22 protein-coding genes are annotated in these 19,601 nt (G+C 51.9%); 12 read left to right on the forward strand and 10 right to left on the reverse strand.

What is annotated here, in order from left to right; translation table 11 throughout:
* Positions 1–23: 23 nt before the first annotated feature.
* Genes gsiB through gsiD form a run of 3 tightly spaced genes read left to right on the forward strand, consistent with a single transcriptional unit; the run spans position 24 to position 3,414 of the window.
* On the forward strand, positions 24–1,562 hold the full coding sequence (gene gsiB, locus ACQ0PY_RS08345; RefSeq protein ID WP_044256396.1) for a glutathione ABC transporter substrate-binding protein GsiB: 1,539 nt from the start codon (positions 24–26) through the stop codon (positions 1,560–1,562).
* 17 nt (positions 1,563–1,579) lie between these two features.
* Positions 1,580–2,500: a glutathione ABC transporter permease GsiC gene (gsiC, locus tag ACQ0PY_RS08350; protein ID WP_109740048.1), complete on the forward strand. Its 921-nt coding sequence runs from the start codon at positions 1,580–1,582 to the stop codon at positions 2,498–2,500.
* Between the two features lie 2 nt (positions 2,501–2,502).
* Positions 2,503–3,414, forward strand: a complete 912-nt coding sequence (gene gsiD / locus ACQ0PY_RS08355) for a glutathione ABC transporter permease GsiD (protein ID WP_044256394.1) — start codon at positions 2,503–2,505, stop codon at positions 3,412–3,414.
* An 87-nt stretch (positions 3,415–3,501) separates the two neighbouring features.
* Here the strand turns inward: gsiD and rimO are convergent, their stop codons facing one another.
* Positions 3,502–4,827 (reverse strand): 30S ribosomal protein S12 methylthiotransferase RimO, encoded by a 1,326-nt coding sequence (gene rimO, locus ACQ0PY_RS08360; RefSeq protein ID WP_043001250.1) that lies wholly within the window; start codon positions 4,825–4,827, stop codon positions 3,502–3,504.
* 230 nt (positions 4,828–5,057) lie between these two features.
* On the opposite strand from rimO, the gene bssR reads away from it, so the two are divergent.
* Both bssR and ACQ0PY_RS08370 read left to right on the forward strand, forming a co-directional pair.
* On the forward strand, positions 5,058–5,441 hold the full coding sequence (gene bssR / locus ACQ0PY_RS08365; protein WP_043001249.1) for a biofilm formation regulator BssR: 384 nt from the start codon (positions 5,058–5,060) through the stop codon (positions 5,439–5,441).
* Positions 5,442–5,546: 105 nt separating this feature from the next.
* Positions 5,547–6,662 carry a PQQ-dependent sugar dehydrogenase gene (locus ACQ0PY_RS08370; RefSeq protein WP_044264228.1) on the forward strand — a complete coding sequence of 372 codons (1,116 nt, stop codon included), beginning with the start codon at positions 5,547–5,549 and terminating at the stop codon, positions 6,660–6,662.
* Between the two features lie 5 nt (positions 6,663–6,667).
* On the opposite strand, the gene ACQ0PY_RS08375 is transcribed toward ACQ0PY_RS08370, so the two are convergent.
* Entirely contained in the window at positions 6,668–7,294 is a 627-nt protein-coding gene (locus tag ACQ0PY_RS08375) for a glutathione S-transferase family protein (RefSeq protein WP_061070336.1), read from the reverse strand.
* Between the two features lie 247 nt (positions 7,295–7,541).
* Here ACQ0PY_RS08375 and dacC point away from each other — a divergent pair, with 247 nt between their 5' ends.
* Positions 7,542–8,744 carry a serine-type D-Ala-D-Ala carboxypeptidase gene (gene dacC, locus ACQ0PY_RS08380; protein WP_044256495.1) on the forward strand — a complete coding sequence of 401 codons (1,203 nt, stop codon included), beginning with the start codon at positions 7,542–7,544 and terminating at the stop codon, positions 8,742–8,744.
* 48 nt (positions 8,745–8,792) lie between these two features.
* Here dacC and deoR read toward each other — a convergent pair whose 3' ends face one another.
* The gene (gene deoR / locus ACQ0PY_RS08385) at positions 8,793–9,551 is read right to left on the reverse strand and encodes a DNA-binding transcriptional repressor DeoR (RefSeq protein ID WP_043001246.1); all 759 of its coding nucleotides are present in this window, start codon (positions 9,549–9,551) and stop codon (positions 8,793–8,795) included.
* A 71-nt stretch (positions 9,552–9,622) separates the two neighbouring features.
* Positions 9,623–10,231 carry an undecaprenyl-diphosphate phosphatase gene (gene ybjG / locus ACQ0PY_RS08390; protein ID WP_044264225.1) on the reverse strand — a complete coding sequence of 203 codons (609 nt, stop codon included), beginning with the start codon at positions 10,229–10,231 and terminating at the stop codon, positions 9,623–9,625.
* A gap of 293 nt (positions 10,232–10,524) precedes the next feature.
* Between ybjG and ACQ0PY_RS08395 the strand changes: the two genes are divergently transcribed.
* Positions 10,525–11,757: an MFS transporter gene (locus tag ACQ0PY_RS08395; protein ID WP_043001244.1), complete on the forward strand. Its 1,233-nt coding sequence runs from the start codon at positions 10,525–10,527 to the stop codon at positions 11,755–11,757.
* A 96-nt stretch (positions 11,758–11,853) separates the two neighbouring features.
* Here ACQ0PY_RS08395 and ACQ0PY_RS08400 read toward each other — a convergent pair whose 3' ends face one another.
* Both ACQ0PY_RS08400 and ACQ0PY_RS08405 read right to left on the reverse strand, forming a co-directional pair.
* On the reverse strand, positions 11,854–12,666 hold the full coding sequence (locus ACQ0PY_RS08400) for a Cof-type HAD-IIB family hydrolase (protein WP_043001243.1): 813 nt from the start codon (positions 12,664–12,666) through the stop codon (positions 11,854–11,856).
* Complete coding sequence (locus ACQ0PY_RS08405) at positions 12,667–13,875, reverse strand: MFS transporter (RefSeq protein WP_150547004.1); 1,209 nt, start codon at positions 13,873–13,875, stop codon at positions 12,667–12,669.
* An 81-nt stretch (positions 13,876–13,956) separates the two neighbouring features.
* Here ACQ0PY_RS08405 and ACQ0PY_RS08410 point away from each other — a divergent pair, with 81 nt between their 5' ends.
* Positions 13,957–14,496, forward strand: a complete 540-nt coding sequence (locus tag ACQ0PY_RS08410) for a TetR/AcrR family transcriptional regulator (RefSeq protein WP_044256387.1) — start codon at positions 13,957–13,959, stop codon at positions 14,494–14,496.
* Positions 14,497–14,790: 294 nt separating this feature from the next.
* Here the strand turns inward: ACQ0PY_RS08410 and ACQ0PY_RS08415 are convergent, their stop codons facing one another.
* From ACQ0PY_RS08415 to ACQ0PY_RS08430, 4 genes are all read right to left on the reverse strand, one after another.
* On the reverse strand, positions 14,791–15,372 hold the full coding sequence (locus ACQ0PY_RS08415) for a hypothetical protein (protein WP_109740050.1): 582 nt from the start codon (positions 15,370–15,372) through the stop codon (positions 14,791–14,793).
* A gap of 78 nt (positions 15,373–15,450) precedes the next feature.
* On the reverse strand, positions 15,451–16,470 hold the full coding sequence (locus ACQ0PY_RS08420) for a phage integrase (protein ID WP_109740051.1): 1,020 nt from the start codon (positions 16,468–16,470) through the stop codon (positions 15,451–15,453).
* 52 nt (positions 16,471–16,522) lie between these two features.
* Positions 16,523–17,602: a hypothetical protein gene (locus ACQ0PY_RS08425; RefSeq protein ID WP_109740052.1), complete on the reverse strand. Its 1,080-nt coding sequence runs from the start codon at positions 17,600–17,602 to the stop codon at positions 16,523–16,525.
* A gap of 9 nt (positions 17,603–17,611) precedes the next feature.
* The gene (locus ACQ0PY_RS08430) at positions 17,612–18,205 is read right to left on the reverse strand and encodes a phage repressor protein CI (RefSeq protein ID WP_164566081.1); all 594 of its coding nucleotides are present in this window, start codon (positions 18,203–18,205) and stop codon (positions 17,612–17,614) included.
* Positions 18,206–18,300: 95 nt separating this feature from the next.
* Here ACQ0PY_RS08430 and ACQ0PY_RS08435 point away from each other — a divergent pair, with 95 nt between their 5' ends.
* Genes ACQ0PY_RS08435 through ACQ0PY_RS08450 form a run of 4 tightly spaced genes read left to right on the forward strand, consistent with a single transcriptional unit; the run spans position 18,301 to position 19,577 of the window.
* A complete protein-coding gene (locus ACQ0PY_RS08435) occupies positions 18,301–18,522 on the forward strand; it encodes a MerR family transcriptional regulator (protein WP_012016743.1) in 222 nt (73 codons plus the stop codon).
* Positions 18,523–18,554: 32 nt separating this feature from the next.
* On the forward strand, positions 18,555–19,064 hold the full coding sequence (locus ACQ0PY_RS08440) for a phage regulatory CII family protein (protein WP_109740053.1): 510 nt from the start codon (positions 18,555–18,557) through the stop codon (positions 19,062–19,064).
* 7 nt (positions 19,065–19,071) lie between these two features.
* Positions 19,072–19,272, forward strand: a complete 201-nt coding sequence (locus ACQ0PY_RS08445; RefSeq protein WP_109740619.1) for a phage filamentation protein Fil family protein — start codon at positions 19,072–19,074, stop codon at positions 19,270–19,272.
* Complete coding sequence (locus ACQ0PY_RS08450; RefSeq protein WP_000963480.1) at positions 19,236–19,577, forward strand: DUF5347 family protein; 342 nt, start codon at positions 19,236–19,238, stop codon at positions 19,575–19,577. Before ACQ0PY_RS08445 ends, ACQ0PY_RS08450 begins: the two co-directional genes overlap by 37 nt.
* Positions 19,578–19,601 lie beyond the last annotated feature (24 nt).

Here is a 19,601-nt window from a genome sequence, read left to right on the forward strand (position 1 = left end):
AGGCAGGGTTCAGGAGAAAAAAGATGACAAAATTACTCGCCCGACATTGGCTGCTGGCATTAGGCGCGACGACCGCGCTGGCGGCGTCCCCGGCGTTTGCCGCGAAAGATGTAGTGGTCGCGGTGGGGTCCAACTTCACCACGCTCGATCCATATGATGCGAATGACACCTTATCGCAGCAGGTGGCAAAATCGTTTTATCAGGGGCTGTTTGGCCTTGATAAAGAGATGAAGCTGAAGAACGTGCTGGCAGAAAGTTACACCGTCTCTGACGACGGCCTGGTGTATACCCTTAAACTGCGTCAGGGGGTGAAATTCCAGGACGGGACCGACTTTAACGCCGAGGCGGTGAAAATAAACCTCGATCGCGCCAGCGATCCCGCCAATAGCCTTAAGCGTTATAACCTGTATAAAAACATCGCCAAAACAGAGGCTGTCGATCCCGCGACGGTAAAAATCACTCTGAAGCAGCCGTTCTCCGCGTTTATTAATATTCTGGCGCACCCGGCAACGGCGATGATCTCACCAGCCGCGCTGGCGAAATACGGCAAAGAGATTGGCTTTCATCCGGTCGGCACTGGTCCGTATGTGCTGGACACCTGGAATCAAACCGATTTTGTGAAGGTGAAGAAATTTGCCGATTACTGGCAGCCGGGATTACCGAAGCTGGATAGCATCACCTGGCGTCCGGTCACCGATAACAATACCCGTGCGGCGATGCTGCAAACCGGGGAAGCACAGTTTGCCTTCCCGATCCCCTACGAGCAGGCGGCGCTGTTAGAGAAAAACAAAAATCTGCAGCTGGTCGCCAGTCCGTCGATCATGCAGCGTTACATCAGCATGAACGTGACGCAAAAACCGTTCGACAACCCGAAAGTCCGCGAGGCGTTAAACTACGCCATCAACCGTCAGGCGCTGGTGAAAGTGGCGTTTGCTGGCTATGCGACCCCGGCTACCGGCGTGGTGCCGCCGTCGATTGCTTATGCGCAAAGCTACACGCCCTGGCCTTACGATCCGGCAAAAGCGCGTGAACTGCTGAAAGAAGCGGGTTATCCAAACGGTTTTAGCACCACGCTATGGTCATCGCACAATCACAGTACCGCCCAGAAAGTGTTGCAGTTTACCCAACAGCAACTGGCGCAGGTGGGGGTTAAAGTGCAGGTGACGGCGATGGATGCCGGTCAGCGCGCGTCGGAAGTTGAGGGCAAAGGGCAGAAAGAGAGCGGCGTGAGAATGTTCTACACTGGCTGGTCGGCGTCGACCGGTGAAGCCGACTGGGCATTGTCGCCGCTGTTTGCCTCACAAAACTGGCCGCCAACGCTGTTTAACACCGCGTTCTACAGCAATCCGCAGGTTGACACTGACCTCGCCGACGCGCTGAAAACGACCGATCCGCAAGAGAAAGCGCGGCTGTACAAAGCGGCGCAGGATATCGTCTGGAAAGAGTCGCCGTGGATCCCGCTGGTGGTGGAAAAACTGGTCTCGGCGCACAGTAACAAACTGACCGGTTTCTGGATCATGCCAGATACCGGGTTCAGCTTTGATGATGCAGATTTGAAATAAGCCACAGCGGAAATCGGATGCTTAACTATATCCTTAAACGCCTGCTGGGGTTGATTCCGACCCTGTTCATTGTTGCGGTGCTGGTGTTTTTATTTGTTCACCTGTTGCCCGGTGACCCGGCGCGGCTGATTGCCGGGCCGGAAGCCGACTCGCAGGTGATTGAGCTGGTTCGTCAGCAACTCGGTCTCGACAGGCCGCTGCATGTCCAGTTCTGGCATTACATGACTAACGTGTTGCAGGGCGATTTTGGCCTCTCGATGGTTTCCCGTCGGCCGGTCTCGGAGGAGATCGCCAGCCGGTTTATGCCGACGCTGTGGCTGACGTTGACCAGTATGATCTGGGCCGTTCTGTTCGGTATGGCGGCGGGAATTGTCGCGGCGGTATGGCGTAATCGCTGGCCGGATCGCCTCAGCATGACGCTGGCCGTTACCGGGATCTCCTTTCCGGCGATCGCGCTGGGGATGTTGTTAATGCAGGTGTTCTCCGTGGAGTTAGGCTGGTTGCCGACCGTCGGGGCCGATAGCTGGCAGCACTATATTCTGCCGTCTGTCACCCTTGGCGCGGCGGTGGCCTCAGTGATGGCACGCTTTACCCGCGCCTCATTTGTCGATGTGCTCAGTGAAGACTATATGCGTACCGCCCGGGCGAAAGGGATCAGCGAAACCTGGGTGGTGCTCAAGCATGGGCTGCGCAATGCGATGATCCCGGTGGTCACCATGATGGGGTTACAGTTCGGCTTTTTGCTCGGCGGGTCTATCGTGGTCGAAAAGGTCTTCAACTGGCCCGGTCTCGGACGTTTGCTGGTGGACTCCGTAGAGATGCGCGATTATCCGGTGATTCAGGCGGAAGTCCTGTTGTTCTCACTGGAATTTATACTTATCAACTTAGTGGTGGATGTGCTGTATGCCGCCATTAACCCGGCTATCAGGTACAAGTAAGGATGCGTTTACTTAACTGGCGCCGTCAGGCGATTTTAGATGCCATGCCAATGGTGAAACCCGAGCGGGTACGCACGCCGTGGCACGAATTCTGGCGACGTTTTCGCCGTCAGCATGTGGCGTTGATAGCAGGCCTGTTTGTGCTGCTGCTGATCCTGGTGGCAATCTTCGCCCGCTGGCTGACGCCGTTCGATGCGGAAAACTATTTCGATTACGACAGGCTGAATGACGGACCGTCGATGATGCACTGGTTCGGCGTGGATTCGCTGGGCAGAGATATCTTCAGCCGCGTGCTGGTTGGCGCGCAAATTTCACTGGCGGCAGGGGTATTTGCAGTATTGATTGGCGCGGTTATTGGCACCGTACTGGGGCTGCTCGCGGGTTACTATGAAGGCTGGTGGGACCGGGTCATCATGCGCATCTGCGACGTGCTGTTTGCGTTTCCGGGTATCCTGCTGGCGATTGCTGTGGTCGCGGTATTAGGTAGCGGCATTGCCAACGTGATTATCGCGGTGGCGATCTTCTCAATCCCGGCATTTGCGCGTCTGGTGCGCGGCAACACGCTGGTGCTGAAACGCCAGACGTTTATCGAATCGGCGCGCAGTATTGGTGCCAGCGATGCGACCATTATTTTCAGTCATATCCTGCCAGGAACCGTCTCGTCGATTGTGGTCTTTTTTACCATGCGTATTGGTACGTCGATCATCTCTGCGGCAAGTCTGTCGTTTCTGGGACTGGGCGCACAGCCGCCGACGCCGGAGTGGGGCGCGATGCTGAATGAAGCGCGGGCGGATATGGTGATTGCGCCGCATGTGGCGCTGTTCCCGGCGGTGGCGATTTTCCTGACGGTACTGGCGTTTAATCTGTTAGGCGATGGCCTGCGCGACGCGCTGGACCCGAAGATAAAAGGGTGAGCCACAGGCCTGATAAGACGCGTTGGCGTCGTTATCAGGCATTGCCGGATGGGGCATAAATGCCTTATCCGGCTGGGTCAGTAAGAGTTAAGCGCGGGTGCCCCACAGGTCGTACTCGTCGGCGTTTTCCACTTTCACGCGGATTACGTCGCCCGGCTTCACGTTGGTTTCACCGTTCAGATAGACTGCGCCGTCGATTTCCGGGGCGTCGGCCATGCTGCGACCAATCGCGCCTTCTTCGTCGACTTCATCGACGATCACCAGAATTTCGCGACCAACTTTTTCCTGCAAACGTTCCGCAGAGATCTGCTGTTGCAGTTGCATAAAGCGGTTCCAGCGCTCTTCCTTCACCTCTTCCGGTACCTGATCCGGCAGCGCATTGGCGCCAGCGCCTTCTACCGGGCTGTATTTGAAGCAGCCTACGCGGTCGAGACGCGCTTCTTTCAGGAAGTCGAGCAGCATCTGGAAATCGTCTTCCGTTTCACCCGGGAAGCCAACAATAAACGTTGAGCGCAGGGTCAGCTCCGGACAGATTTCACGCCATTGCTTGATGCGCGCCAGCTGGCGGTCAACCGAGCCGGGGCGCTTCATCAACTTGAGAATACGTGGGCTGGCGTGCTGAAGCGGGATATCCAGATATGGCAGGATCTTACCTTCCGCCATCAGCGGGATCACGTCATCAACGTGAGGATACGGGTAGACATAGTGCAGACGCGTCCAGATACCCAGTTTAGACAGCTGTTCACACAGGCTGACCATGCTGGTTTTCACCGGTTCACCGTTATAGAACCCGGTACGATGCTTCACATCCACGCCATAGGCGGAGGTGTCCTGAGAAATCACGAGGATCTCTTTCACACCGGCATCGACCAGACGCTTTGCTTCGCTCAGCACATCACCAATTGGACGGCTAACCAGATCGCCGCGCATGGACGGAATGATGCAGAAGGTGCAGCGATGATTGCAGCCTTCAGAAATTTTCAGGTAGGCGTAATGACGTGGGGTCAGCTTCACGCCTTGTTCCGGCACCAGGCTCAGGAACGGATTGTGCTTCGGTTTCGGCACGTAGTGGTGAACATGTTCCAGAACCTGCTCATAGCTATGCGGCCCGGTGATTTCCAGCACTTTCGGATGGACTTCACGGATCTGATCTTCTTTCGCGCCCAGACAGCCGGTGACGATCACTTTGCCGTTTTCGTTCAGCGCTTCGCCAATGGCTTCCAGTGATTCCTGCACTGCGCTGTCGATAAAACCGCAGGTATTGACGATCACCATATCGGCGTCGTCGTAACTCGGGACGACATCGTAGCCTTCGGTACGCAGTTCAGTCAGGATACGTTCCGAATCGACGAGGTTTTTTGGACAGCCGAGGGAAACGAAGCCGATTTTCGGCTGGTGGGTTACTTTGCTCATAGCTTAAAAATTGTTCAGTTATTGGAATGTTCAGGGCAGGGATTCTACAGAGTTCCGCACAAAAATTGTATTGCTATCTCACCCGATAAGGGCGGGAAAGTCGGTATTGGCTTATAGCGACTTTGTAAATTATGTTAATGGCGGGTGAATTATTGATCTCAGGCATCACATTGTACAAAAAATAGCCATACTATTATGTTGCACCATGGCTGGAAGAGGAGGAACGAAGTATGTTCGTTGACAGACTGAGAACCGATCTGCTGAATAAGCTTATCAACGCCAGGATCGACCTCGCTGCGTATCTGCAGCTAAGGATGGCGAAAGGATACATGTCAGTCAGCGAGAATGATCATCTACGTGAGAACTTTTTCGAACTGAACCGAGAGCTGCACGATAAATCGTTGCGCTTGAATCTGCATCTCGATCAGGAAGAGTGGGATGCTTTGCACCATGCCGAAGGCGCACTCGCCGCTGCGGCGGTGTGCCTGATGAGCGGACACCACGACTGTCCGAATTTTATTGCCGTCAATGCAGAAAAACTCAATACCTGCCTGACAACCTTAACGCTGAGCATTCAGAGTTTGCAGGCTCATTCCACGCTTGAAGATGCCTGATTCCAGGGGGAGGCGACTCCCCCTTTCATCGTTAAGTTTTTGTAAAAATGCCTTCCTGACGTTCTTCGCTGACTACGCTTTAACCAGAGTCAACAAGGAGGCGTTATGCGTCGTTCGCTTATCCCAGTAATGACATTGCTAATTTTCCCCTGGTTTGCTCAGGCGAAAACGCCTGCGGTCAATGTTGAGGTGCTGCAAACCAAACTTGACCACCCGTGGGCGCTGGCCTTTCTGCCGGGCGACGACGGCATGCTGATCACTCTGAAGGGTGGGCAGTTGCGCCACTGGCAGGCAGGAAAAGGGCTTTCTGACCCGCTGCCTGGGGTGCCAAAGGTGTGGGCAAACGGGCAGGGCGGTCTGCTGGACGTGGCGCTGGCACCGGACTTTAGCCAGTCCCGGCGCGTCTGGCTCAGTTTTTCCCAGGCTGATGCAGAGGGAAAAGCAGGAACTGCGGTGGGCTATGGTCGACTCAGCGACGACCTTTCGCGGCTGGAAAACTTCCAGACGGTCTTCCGGCAGATGCCAAAACTCTCTACCGGCAATCATTTCGGTGGACGACTGGTGTTTGACGGTAAGGGGCATCTGTTCATCGGGCTGGGGGAAAACAACCAGCGGCCGACGGCACAGGACCTCGACAAACTGCAGGGGAAAGTGGTGCGTCTGACCGATCAGGGGAAAATCCCGGCGGACAATCCGTTTGTTAATCAGCCTGGCGCGCGCCCGGAAATCTGGTCTTATGGGATCCGTAATCCGCAGGGGATGGCGATGAATCCGTGGAGCGATACGCTGTGGCTCAATGAGCACGGGCCGCGCGGCGGAGATGAGATCAATATCCCCGAAAAAGGCAAAAACTACGGCTGGCCGCTGGCGACATGGGGCATTAACTATAGCGGGCTGAAAATCCCGGAAGCGCAGGGCGAAAAGGTGGCAGGTACCGAACAGCCCATTTTCTACTGGCAGAAATCACCTGCCGTTAGCGGGATGGCCTTTTATGACCACGATACTTTCCCTCAGTGGCGGCAGAAACTGTTCATTGGCGCACTGAAGGACCAGAATGTGATTGTGATGAGGGTGAATGGCAATACGGTCGCTGAAGAGGGGCGCATTCTGGGTGAGCGAAAACAGCGGATCCGCGACGTACGCGTCGGGCCCGACGGTTATCTGTATGTCTTAACCGACGAGTCCGATGGCGAGTTGCTTAAAGTCAGCCCGCGTACCTGAACGGCTTAGCTGACCGGGATCATGACCGTTTTACGAAACGCCGGGCGCTCGCTGAGCTGCTGGTACCAGCGCTCAAGATGCGGACGCGGTGTCCATGTCAGTCCCACGTTGAACAGGTTGTAGACAAACGGCGCGATGGCGATGTCACCGGTGCCAAACGCTTTTCCCGAGAACCAGGGCTGGTCGGCCAGCGCCGCGTCGAGGATCGCGAACAGCTCGTCGCAGCGTTTCGCCCCGGCATCGATAGCGGCGTGATCGCGCTGTTCCGGCGGTGTTCTCACTAAACCAAAAAGCACCACACGGTGTGCTGGACTGAGGGTTTGATTCGCCCAGTCCATCCATTTTTCGCCTTCAGCCCGACGTGCCGGTGACTCGACCCACAGGCGTTTTTGTCCATACTGGGCAGCCAGGTAACGCACGATGGCGTTGGACTCCCACAGCAGCAGGTCGTTTTCATCATCACGTAGCAAAGGCACCAGACCGTTCGGGTTCATCGCCAGATAATCGGCATCATGGTTCAGGCCAAACTGTCCTCCCGCCAGGATATGATTAAACGGTAATTCCAGTTCTTCGAGCGTCCACAATACTTTTTTGACGTTGGTTGAGTTATTCCGGCCCCACAGCGTAATCATAATTACCCCTCAAAAAATGGACAGCCTCAGGGCTGCGTTCACTCCACATGGTGAGATAAAGCTAACATTTACGCAACAGCCAACAAAAAACTCCTCTCCGTTGCGGCATAGCGGGGGGTTATTGCATAAACTTTAAAAACTTTACCAACTTACGGTTCACTTACGCTTCTTAGTGCGTTATTACTCACCGCACTTATTATACGGTGGTATGACGTATATTTTTTGAATGGATACTCGGGTGGCATTTATGACGCAATACGTTTCTTCCCTTCGTAATTTCGCAGCGGGTTCAGCCCTTCTCTTTCTCTTTGCGCCGACGGTGATGGCGGCGGAACAGACCATTGAACCGCCGAGCGTTGATGCGCGCGCGTGGATTTTAATGGATTACGCCAGCGGTAAGGTGCTGGCAGAAGGCAATGCCGATGAGAAACTGGATCCGGCCAGTCTGACGAAAATCATGACCAGCTATGTGGTGGGGCAGGCACTCAAAGCGGGCAAAATTAAACTGACCGACATGGTGACGATAGGCAAAGACGCGTGGGCGACCGGTAACCCGGCGCTGCGCGGCTCCTCGGTCATGTTCCTGAAGCCCGGCGATCAGGTGGCGGTTTCCGATCTCAATAAAGGGGTGATTATTCAGTCCGGCAACGACGCCTGTATCGCACTGGCAGACTATGTCGCAGGGAGCCAGGAGTCGTTTATCGGTCTGATGAATGGTTATGCGAAAAAGCTTGGGTTGACGAACACCACCTTCCAGACGGTACACGGTCTGGATGCGCCGGGCCAGTTCAGCACCGCGCGTGATATGGCGCTGCTGGGTAAAGCACTGATCCACGATGTGCCGGAAGAGTATGCGATCCATAAAGAAAAAGAGTTCACTTTTAACAAGATTCGCCAGCCCAACCGAAACCGTCTGCTCTGGAGCTCCAGCCTGAACGTTGACGGCATGAAAACAGGCACCACGGCGGGAGCCGGATACAATCTGGTCGCGTCGGCCACTCAGGGCGACATGCGTCTGATTTCGGTGGTATTAGGCACCAAAACTGACCGTATCCGCTTTAATGAATCAGAAAAACTGTTGACCTGGGGGTTCCGCTTCTTTGAGACCGTAACGCCTATCAAACCGGATGCCACCTTTGTGACCCAGCGCGTCTGGTTTGGTGACAAGAGTGAGGTGAATCTGGGGGCTGGCGAAGCCGGTTCTGTGACGATTCCGCGCGGTCAACTGAAAAACCTGAAAGCCAGCTTTACGCTGACGGAACCGCAGCTCACCGCGCCGCTGAAAAAGGGCCAGGTGGTCGGGACGATTGACTTCCAGTTGAACGGCAAATCGATTGAACAGCGTCCGTTGATCGTGATGGAGGCGGTAGAAGAGGGCGGCTTCTTTGGTCGGATGTGGGATTTCGTACTGATGAAATTTCATCAGTGGTTCGGTAGCTGGTTCTCTTAAGTCCTGATGATTGCCGGATAGCGCTGACGCCTGTCCGGCAAACGGCAATTAGTACATAAGCTTAATTCGCTGCGCTTTGGCGAAGCTGACAAATTCATCGTCAGGGCAGCAGTCGCTTACCACGATGTCAAAGTGTTTTAAATCTCCCATCCGCGCCGGACGGACCTTGCCAAATTTGCTGTGATCGGCCACCAGTACGTGGTGTTGCGCCATCGACATTGCCCAGTGTTTCACCGGCAATTCTTCCAGATTAAAACAGGTCGCCCCTTTGCTGATATGAACGCCGGCAGCGGAATAAAAGGCGATATCCGGACAGATATTGTTCAGGGTTTCCTGAGCATCAAGCGGTTTGAAAATCGCATTGCTGGCGTGAAATTCGCCGCCGGAGAGGATCGCCCGGCACAGCGGTTTTTCCTGCAATGCCAGAAACGTATTCAGGGAATAGCAGACGGCGGTAAACGGGATGTCATTATCGATCGCTTCGATGATCCACGGCGTCGTCGTACCGCAGTCAAAAAACAGCGTCTGATGCGGCTGCACCAGACTTGCCGCCAGCTGCGCCGCACGACGTTTTTCTTCCACTAAGCGGGATTTTTGATCGCTGAGCAGATAGTGGCTGGCGCTGCGGGGTTCCAGCACAATATAGCCACCGAGCAGCACTACCGGCGCACTGTTGTTATTCAGGTCGCGGCGAATGGTCATTTCAGAGACGCCCAGCAGGGTCGCGGCTTCCTTAAGATGGAGTTTATCGCTGCGTTTCAGTGCCTGCAGCAATTGACCAATACGCTCTTCGCGACGTGTTTCCATAATTCCCCTGGATGAATAATTAAGCGCTCTGTCTCTTTCAGTGCGCTTAATATTACTCTTTTTTCCTTCGTCTAGTCACGTACCCAGCCTTTACGAATCGGCAGGGCGAAGCAGATGCGGTAACCGTGTTGCAGGCCACGATAGAGGGCCGGACCGAATTTTTGCCAGATCATCTGCGCGCTCAGGCAGCCGATCATCCCAGCCAGCAGTCCGCCGAGCATGTCGAGCGGCCAGTGCACGCCAAGATAGACGCGGGACCAGGCGATGGTGACGGCCAACACCATCAACAGAACGCCGGACCAGAGACGATGCCAGAACAAAAACGCCAGCGCGAAGGTAAATATCACCGTGCCGTGATCGCTGGGGAACGAGTCATCTGCCGCATGCTGGAGATAATTGTAGCCAATGCGATCGGCAAACGGACGATCGTGTGGGAACAGGTGTCCCATTACCCATGACACCAGCAGGCTAACGACCAGCGCCATCGCCATTTTGACGATCAACTGCCGCTGCGCGCAAACCTGTTCACGCGGTCCCCACAGCCAGAGAACAACGGCTAACAGCGGGACGATGTTGATCAGATCTTTGGCGATAAAAATGGCGAGGGAAATCATCCACGATGCCGAGTCCGGCGTGGCATTGATAAAGTAGAACAGCGAATAGTTAATATTTTCCAGCATAGCAGTCAGACTCAGTTCGTTTAATGAAAATCCAGGCAGGCCGAGAATAAAAGTGTCCGTCCGCAGGGTAAAGAGGGATTGTCTTATTTACCTGTAAAAGAAGGTGTTTCAGACATCGCTCGTGATTTTCACTCAGCATAACCGCGTCAACGTAGACTAACCTTAAACCCGGGGAAGGATTTTCATGAGCGGGTAAAAATGTGCGCATTTTGCTTTTACCACGCATAATTCACTATCTCAGGTGAGGCTCTTTCATTACACTTTGCGCGATTTTTTATTGTCGAAGAGATTGCATGCAAAACCGTTTACAACAAGGTGCCCGTCTTGGACGTCAGGCGCTGCTTTTCCCTCTCTGTCTGGTGCTCTACGAATTCTCCACCTACATTGGCAACGATATGATCCAACCCGGCATGCTGGCGGTGGTGGAACAATATCAGGCGGGGATCGACTGGGTACCCACCTCCATGACCGCCTATCTGGCCGGCGGTATGTTTTTGCAATGGCTGTTAGGGCCGCTGTCGGATCGCATTGGCCGTCGTCCGGTGATGTTAGCGGGCGTGGTGTGGTTTATTGTCACCTGCCTGGCAACGCTGCTGGCGCAAAGCATCGAACAATTTACCCTGCTGCGTTTTTTGCAGGGCATCAGTCTGTGCTTTATTGGCGCGGTGGGCTACGCGGCGATCCAGGAGTCCTTTGAAGAGGCCGTGTGTATTAAAATCACCGCCCTGATGGCGAACGTCGCGCTGATAGCGCCACTGCTTGGACCGCTGGTGGGAGCGGCATGGGTGCATGTCCTGCCGTGGGAAGGCATGTTTGTGCTGTTCGCCGCACTGGCGGCGATCGCGTTCTTTGGTCTGCAGCGGGCGATGCCGGAGACCGCCACGCGGATCGGCGAGCCGCTATCGCTAAAGGCGCTGGGTAATGATTACAGACTGGTGCTGAAAAATGGGCGCTTTGTCGCCGGCGCGCTGGCGCTGGGGTTCGTCAGCCTGCCGTTGCTGGCCTGGATCGCCCAGTCACCGATTATTATCATCAGCGGCGAACAGCTTAGTAGCTACGAGTATGGCCTGCTACAGGTGCCGATTTTTGGCGCGCTGATCGCCGGGAACCTGATGCTGGCGCGCCTGACCGCTCGGCGTACGGTGCGTTCGCTCATCATCATGGGCGGCTGGCCGATTGTGCTGGGACTGCTCATCGCCGCGGCGGCCACCGTCGTCTCGTCCCATGCGTATTTGTGGATGACGGCCGGTCTGAGCGTTTACGCTTTTGGCATCGGTGTGGCCAACGCCGGACTGGTGCGCCTCACCCTGTTCGCCAGCGACATGAGTAAAGGCACGGTCTCTGCGGCGATGGGAATGCTGCAAATGCTGATCTTTACCGTCGGGATTGAACTGAGTAAGCACGCTTATCTGCTCGGCGGGAATGGGCTGTTCAGCCTGTTTAATCTGGCGAGCGGCATGTTGTGGCTGTTGCTGATGTTTATCTTCCTGAAAGATAAACAGGCCGGGAATACCCGGGAAGGGTAATGGCGACATTGTTGGCCCGCTAAGCGCACCGCCATCAGGCAATAAAATCGGATGGCGGTGTAAACACCTTAGCCTGGTGAATAACGCAAGTCGTTGTTAATTAAATGGCGCTTCGTTCTTCAGGACACAATCAATGATGTCGAGGACGCCTTCTTTGTTGTTTGAGCCAGCTCGATATTTCGCGGCCTTCGCAATCGTATCTGCCGCATTTTCCATTGCAAAACTAAAGCCCGCCTGGCGCAGCATTTCAACATCATTTCCGCCATCCCCAAACACCACGACTTCACTATCGTCAATTCCCCAACGCTGCTGGAGCAGGCGCAGTCCGTTCGCTTTGTGTACGCCGGGGATAATGAGATCGATGCTGCCATAGCCGGTGTGAACAGGCACCATGATATCGCCAATGGCGTCGTGCAGGGCTTGCTGAACTTCCGGGATCCGATCGTCTGAGATGTTCAGGCCAAATTTGAAAAACACGTCATTGATATTGTTGAAATCATCCACGAATTCGAGGCGGTGATAGTACATGCCGGCGGTGGCTTTCATCTCGTCGTTGTACGCTTTCAGGGTATACGCACTGTTCTTACCGCAGGCGATGATTTCGACATCGGCGCGGGTTAACAGGTGATCAACGATGGCGGTAAAATCGGATTTCGCCAGATCGCCGTTAAAGATATCCTGGCCTTCGCTTACCACCCAACCGCCGTTTTCGGCGACAAAGGAGATCTCATGGGCAATCTCAGGAAAGAAAGAGATGAGCTGGTAGTACTGATTGCCACTGGCGACCGCAAAACGAATACCCTGCGTTTTCATCTGCTGATACTGTGCAAGAAAACGTTCGCGATTATAGGTCTTTTGATCGCTCAGAAAAGTGCCATCCATATCGACTGCAATTAACTTAATACCCATTTATCCCTTCTCCATCGCAGTTTGCGTAGTTGAATTTGGTTTGGCGACGGCTCTGGCGACAACGGCGGCCAGCAGTACCAGCGCCAGCACCACCAGCATGGCGCTACGTAAACCGTAGTGTTCGCCGAGGTAGCCGAGCAGCGGAGGGCCAACGAGAAAGGCGAGATAGCCGGTGGTTGCCACGACGCTAACGCGTGTCGGTGCATCCGGCCCCGTGTCGCTGGCCGCAGAAATGGTTAACGGGAAACCGAGCGATGCGCCCAGGCCCCACAGTATCACAGAGACGCCGGCCACCCAGGCGCTGTCGACGAAAATAATCAGACCAATACCGAGCGCGCCCATCAGGGCGCTGGCGCGAACCACCGCCACACGACTGTAACGGTCAATAAACCAGCCACCGGTAAAGCGCCCGACGGTCATCCCGAGCGTGAACCCTGCGTAAATCAGCGAGCCGGATGTCGGGCTAAACCCGTGACCGTCGACCATCAGCAGCGGTAGCCAGTCGTTGGCGGACCCTTCAGCAAAGGCCATCGCCAGCACCACAACGCCAATCAGCAGCAACTGAATATCGCGCCAGAAGGGGACGCCTTTTTCCTGGTGATGAGAACCGTCGTTGGCGTTTTTGCCCGTCCCGTCAGGAATGGCCTGGATGGCAATAAAAATCGGCGCAATCGCTACCAGCGAAGCCAGTACAATATGCGTGGTTGCCGCGACGCCGAAGGCTGTCAGTGCCATCCCGATACCCGCGCCCGCCAGCGTGCTGAAACTGTAAAAACCGTGCATCATCGGCAAAACGGTTTTGTTCATCTCACGTTCGACGGCCGCCCCTTCAATATTGATCGCCACTTCTGCGGAACCAAAACTGGCGCCGAATACACCTAAACCCAGCGCGAACAACACCGGGGAGGTGAGCCAAAGCGCCAGGCTTAGCACCAGCATCCCTACAATTGCGCAGGACATGGTGGTGCGAATCACCTTTCGAGTGCCAAATCGTTTCACCAGCCAGGCCGAACAAAGGATGCCGCTCATCGAACCAATCGAGAGACCAAACAGTACGGCCCCCATTTCCGCCGTCGAGACCGAAAGCGTGTCACGAATGGCGGGCGTGCGTGTGGCCCAGGAGGCCATCAGCAAGCCGGGCAAAAAGAAGAACATAAAAAGCGCCCAGGTACGGCGTTGCATGGCTTTACGGGAGGAAGTCAATGTCATCAGGGAAGCACCAAAAGTACAACAATAGCGACAACACTAGCAAGTTTGTGTACATTTGTACATAAATCAGAAGGGGAATTTATGAGCAGACGACCAAACGATCCGCAGCGTCGGGAAAGGATACTTCAGGCAACTCTGGAGACAATTGCTGAGCATGGGATCAGTGCTGTAACGCATCGTAAAATCGCCAGCTGTGCAGGGGTTCCACTGGGATCCATGACATATTACTTCGAGGGTATGGACTCGTTGATTGAAGAAGCGTTCACGCGTTTTACGTGCGATATGGCGCAGCAATATCGTGATTTTTTTGCCGGGGTGACCGGCCCGGAAATGGCCTGCGAATCGATCACCACCCTCATTTACAGTTCAGAAGTGACGACGCCGCATAATATGGAGCTGATGTATCAGCTGTACGCGATGATGAATCGTAAGCCGACGCTAAGAAGTGTGATGCAGGACTGGATGCAAACCAGTCAGAGAACGCTTGAGCAGTGGTTTGATCCTATTACCGCCCGGGCGCTAGACGCTTTTATTGAAGGAATGACGTTGCATTTTGTGACTGACCGGACGCCGATGACGCGCGAAGAGATCCTGCAGATGGTTAAACGCATCGCCGGGTGAGCATCGTTGAGGGCGATAGTGGTTGTCTCCCCGGCGACACAAATGTCCTGCGCCACACGATCCTGCTCTTCATGCCGATCATCAGTCAGTATGGTTGAGGAAGGGGGTAAAGACGGGAGAGGAGAAATGCAGGCAACAAAAAACCCATTTATGTAAATGGGTTAGTAAAAACAATGAGTTGTATGATAATCAATAAGTTAGTTTGGTGGGGAGAGGTGGCGATTACCGGGTAATGCCATCCGCTGCCGCCACTTTGTCGCCACTCCTTGCTCGGAACCTATTGTGAATTGTTTCTCAGCCTTTAGTTGATACCCAAGCATTTTTATAAGGACTCCAACGCTTTGTCATATCCAAAGTAAGGATTGTGACCAGAGTCCCCCCGCGGTAACCTTCTTTAATTGCGTCTTTGACTACATTCGCACTATAACCACGGTTGTAACTAACTGTGATTTCAGTTACTCCATCTAAAGGTTCAGCGAGGATCATTGTCAGAGAATCATTAAAGATTGGAAAACCATCATCACCTGAAGTTAGCGGTCTTTCTGAATACCAATATGAGTGGCCACGAGCACTGGCAAGATCTTGTGCATATCTTTCCATTACATCCATTGAGTAGTAGCTACCGTTATTTTCCTTTCTGGATTTTTCCGCCCATTCATCATAGGAAGTAAAATAACTCATGACATCTTTCTGATATTGTTGTTTATCCTGCCATGAGCTGTATTGAAGCCAGCCCGCGACAGAACCTATAAGCAGCACAACTACGGATAGTAAAATTAAAGCAGTGCGTAAAACAGTTTTCTTATGTTGCCCGATGAGACGCCATATAACGATAAGTAACACAATAGCAATGAGAAAAAGTACGATCTGAGACATTTGCATACTTGCCTAAAGAGGGGAATAAGCTGAATTATACATGTGAGCATTTTGATGTCATGATAAATAAGCGCTCAGTTATTGATTCGACAATGTAGCCAACGGATTAAAGCGCAGGGCGGTTTCAAGATGATCCGGGGCTAGGTGAGCATAACGCATTGTCATTTTTATGTCGTGGTGTCCAAGTATTTTTTGCAGAGCAAGAATGTTCCCGCCAGACATCATGAAGTGTGCCGCAAACGTGTGGCGCAAAACGTGTGTAAGCTGCCCGCGTGGAAGCACTATAGAGGTTTTCTCCATCACAGATAAAAACTGGAAGTAGCAGTCGGTAAAGAACTTGAAACCGTCCAGGGCTATTATTTCCTCATAGAGTTCTTTGCTGATTGGAATGCTGCGGTTCTTTTTGCCTTTAGTCCTGACAAACGTGATTCGGTACTTTGTGACTTGTGATCGCGTGAGGTTTACAGCTTCGCGCCAGCGTGCCCCGGTACTCAGACAGATTTTGACAACCAGAGCGAGCAGGGGGCTTTGGCGGTTGCAATCGTACAAAAGCTCAGTGATTTGTTCATGTGTCAGCCAGGCCATTTCTTTTTCGGCAATAGTGAATTTACGCATGTTCTCTAGTGGGTTTGGTGCTGTCCATTCACCGAGTCGGATCAATTCGCTAAAGACTCCACTCAGATAGCTTTGCTCAAGGTTGATAGTTACCGGGCTGGCACCTTTCTTCCACTTGTCGCTAAAGTAGATTTCCCCTGTAAGGCGTTTATCGCGGTAGTGCGCGAACAATTTGGAACTGAGATCGGTTGCGAGAGGGTTTCCGAGTGCATCGACCATTAGGACCAATTTGTCGTAAACATGCTCGCCAGCGGTCAGGGATTTGCCGTGCAGTTTGAACCAGAGTTCAACGACGTCTTTCAGAGTTCGACGGTCTACTGATTCACCCAGCCAGGGCTTAGCCTCCGTTTCTTCCATAGTGTGGCGTTCAAAAGCCAGTGCTTCGCCTTTAGTGGCGAACTGCTTACGCACGCGCCGCCCACTTCGCCCGGCGGGGTAACATTCACAAATCCATTTTCCTGTGTCGAGTTTTCGTACTGCCATAAAAAAGCCCTCATGTCTGAGGGCTAAATTTAACTGTATGTTTGAACAGTGGTCAATGTTTCATTACTTCATCAACATACATTCTCATTTTTAGGCTTTCTTCATAATTAGAATAATCTTCATCAAAACTGCTAGATTTTGTCAACGCAAACCCATAAGTTTCTTGCTCATCTGTTTCGATCAAATTGTTGAAAATTGCGTTGTAGTGGTAATGCCTTATATTGGATAGGTATATATAATAGTGCAGGGTGTCTTTAATTTCTATCGGCTTATTAATTAATCCGAAGATGGATTTTACAAGCTCAATTGTGAATTTTAAGTCTTCTTTGAACTCATCTTCAAGATAATATGGGATAATTAATTTCATAGTCCCAACGTCATTTCTTAACATATAAAGATAATTTTTATCTGATTTCATCATGCTAATTGTTAATAAAGTGTTTAGCTGTTTTGTACATTCTATTGCTTTATTAAGATCATCAGCTTTTCCTCGGATGTTATCACTACGGATGCTCGACTTTCTGATATGTGATGAAATTTCGTTTAGCAACATTTGAACCTCAACTGCTTTTGTTTCTATGTCGCTAAGAGATACACCTGATTCGTATGATGAATTCTTAAAAAGGTTATTATAAAGTTTGTATGGCTCTGTGACTTTTTTTTCAAAATCTCCGCCTTTAGCTTTGATTACGTGTGTTGGAAATTTTGATAAAGCCTCTGTAATATATTTGTGGTGTGCGAAAAAGCTGTCACCAATATTCTTCTTTTTGGTCACTTCAAGTTGTGACGAAGTCTGTGTTGTCCTGTGAATGTGTGCTACTATCGCAACTAATGGTATGGATAAAGACCAAATGCCGATGGGCAATTTGAATGTGCGCAAAAATCTATCGTATCCTTCGGGAGTGAAATCGAAGTTTAACTCATTTTGAAAGCATATAGGTAGAGAGAATAGCAATGCTACAAATAAAGGTATCGTAATAGAAAACTTAAATAGGCGCTGTTTAGACAAGCTTTCATCTGTAAATTTATAGTAAACACTTGTCGAATTGCTATTAATAGCATAGATCAACATAGTGATTCCTAAAAAAAATAGTATCGTCGCTATATTACCAATAGTTAAATATTGAACCATAAGATATCCTTATCTGGAACAGGAAATGAGTATTTTTGCGATGATCTTTATATCAGATATCGCGCACTCAAATGAGTGATTGCCACCGTCTATATGTATACGACTACTTGGTAGGCGTGTCACACTTCTAATCAATATTTCGTCATCGATACTCAGTACCCATTTCCCATCACGAACATCATCAAATTCCCTGTCACAAATAAACTCAGACTTTCCATCAATTACTACAATCGGATTCTTTAGGTTATTAGGTAGAAATTTCTCATCAAAAAAATAATACCCACAGGACTCCAGCCTTCCATTAGAAAGATTGTGTTTTTCGAGTTCACAAATATTATTTCTGTGAGCTTTTTCTTTTGTTCCCTGGCCAGTAGTTAACCAATTGAGCGAAATTCCGGTTTCCAGAGCACATTGAATTATCCAGTCTGCGGGGAAGGTATCTCGCATGTATCTGTTAGCCAATGTACTTTTTGACACTTCTAAGTGGTCAGCAAGGGCTTGCCGTGTTGTGAAACCATATGCCTCGACCAATCGCTCAATCGCAGCCTTGCCACCCTTATTGGGATTTATTTTGATCTCATTTGGGTACTTTGATGTTGACATATCTCTTATGCGATCCTAGTATCAATTTCGTTCCCATTTGGGGACTTGTCACGATTACTACCGGCTCACCACAAGCCAATAGGAGATGTTGCACCATGACCCCTAACATTTCAATCACTCTGAATACGCCGCACGTCACAATCGAACGTTATAGCGAGCTGACCGGGCTACCTGTAGACACCATCAACGACATGCTTGCCGATGGGCGTTTGCCTCGTCATCGTCTGCGTAAAGATAAGAAGCGCGAGAAGGTGATGATTAACATTGTTGCGCTGACTGTAGATGCGCTCTCAGATTGCAATGTAACCATTAATTAGTTCCATTCTGAGATATAGCGGAGCATTTGACTATGTTTGACTATCGCATTTCCAAACATCCACACTTTGACGAAGCCTGCCGGTCTTTCGCGCTGCGTCATAACATGGCGAAGCTGGCAGAACGCGCAGGAATGAATGTCCAGACGCTGCGCAATAAGCTGAACCCGGAGCAACCGCATCAACTTACGCCGCCGGAGATTTGGCTGCTGACTGATATCACAGAAGACTCAACGCTGGTTGACGGTTTTCTGGCTCAAATCCATTGCCTGCCGTGCGTGCCATTGAATGAAGTGGCAAAAGAGAACCTGCCGCATTACGTCATGAGTGCAACTGCGGAGATTGGGCGTGTAGCTGCAGGCGCAGTATCCGGTGATGTAAAAACCAGTGCGGGCCGCCGCGATGTTATCAACAGCATCAACTCTGTCACGCGCCTGATGGCACTCACCGCAGTTTCATTACATGCGCGTTTACAGGCGAATCCGGCGATGGCAAGCGCAGTAGATACCGTGACGGGCCTCGGCGCTTCGTTCGGTCTGATCTGAGGTGGCTATGCTGACTAAACAACCATCTTTTGCATCACTGCTCGTTAAGCAAAGTCCTGCAATGCAGTGCGGTCATGGCTGGATTATGGGGAAGGATGGCAAGCGCTGGCATCCGTGCCCCGCTCAGGATGCGTTGCTGGCTGAGCTGTCCACTAAAAAGCAGGGGAAACCATGGCTATTGAAGGCGATGCTGCGACTGTTCCGCTAAGCGCTGGCCTCCGCCTTAATGGGTTAAATCATATCGCGGAATTAAGGGCGAAAGTGTTTGGCTTAAATATTGATTCAGAACTGGAGCGCTTTATTAGCGATATGCGTGACCAACGGGATATTAACCATGAGCAGAATAAACGCGCACTAGCCGCAATATTCTTTATGGCAAAGATTCCGGCGGAACGTCATAGCGTCAATGTTAGTGAGCTGACGACTGACGAAAAGCGGGAGCTGATTAAAGCAATGAACCATTTCCGTACAGTGGTGAGTTTATTTCCAAATCGGCTAGCCATGCCGAATTAACCAACAACCGAAATTAAAGGCGTA

The organism is Citrobacter sp. LST-B2 (assembly GCF_057983045.1).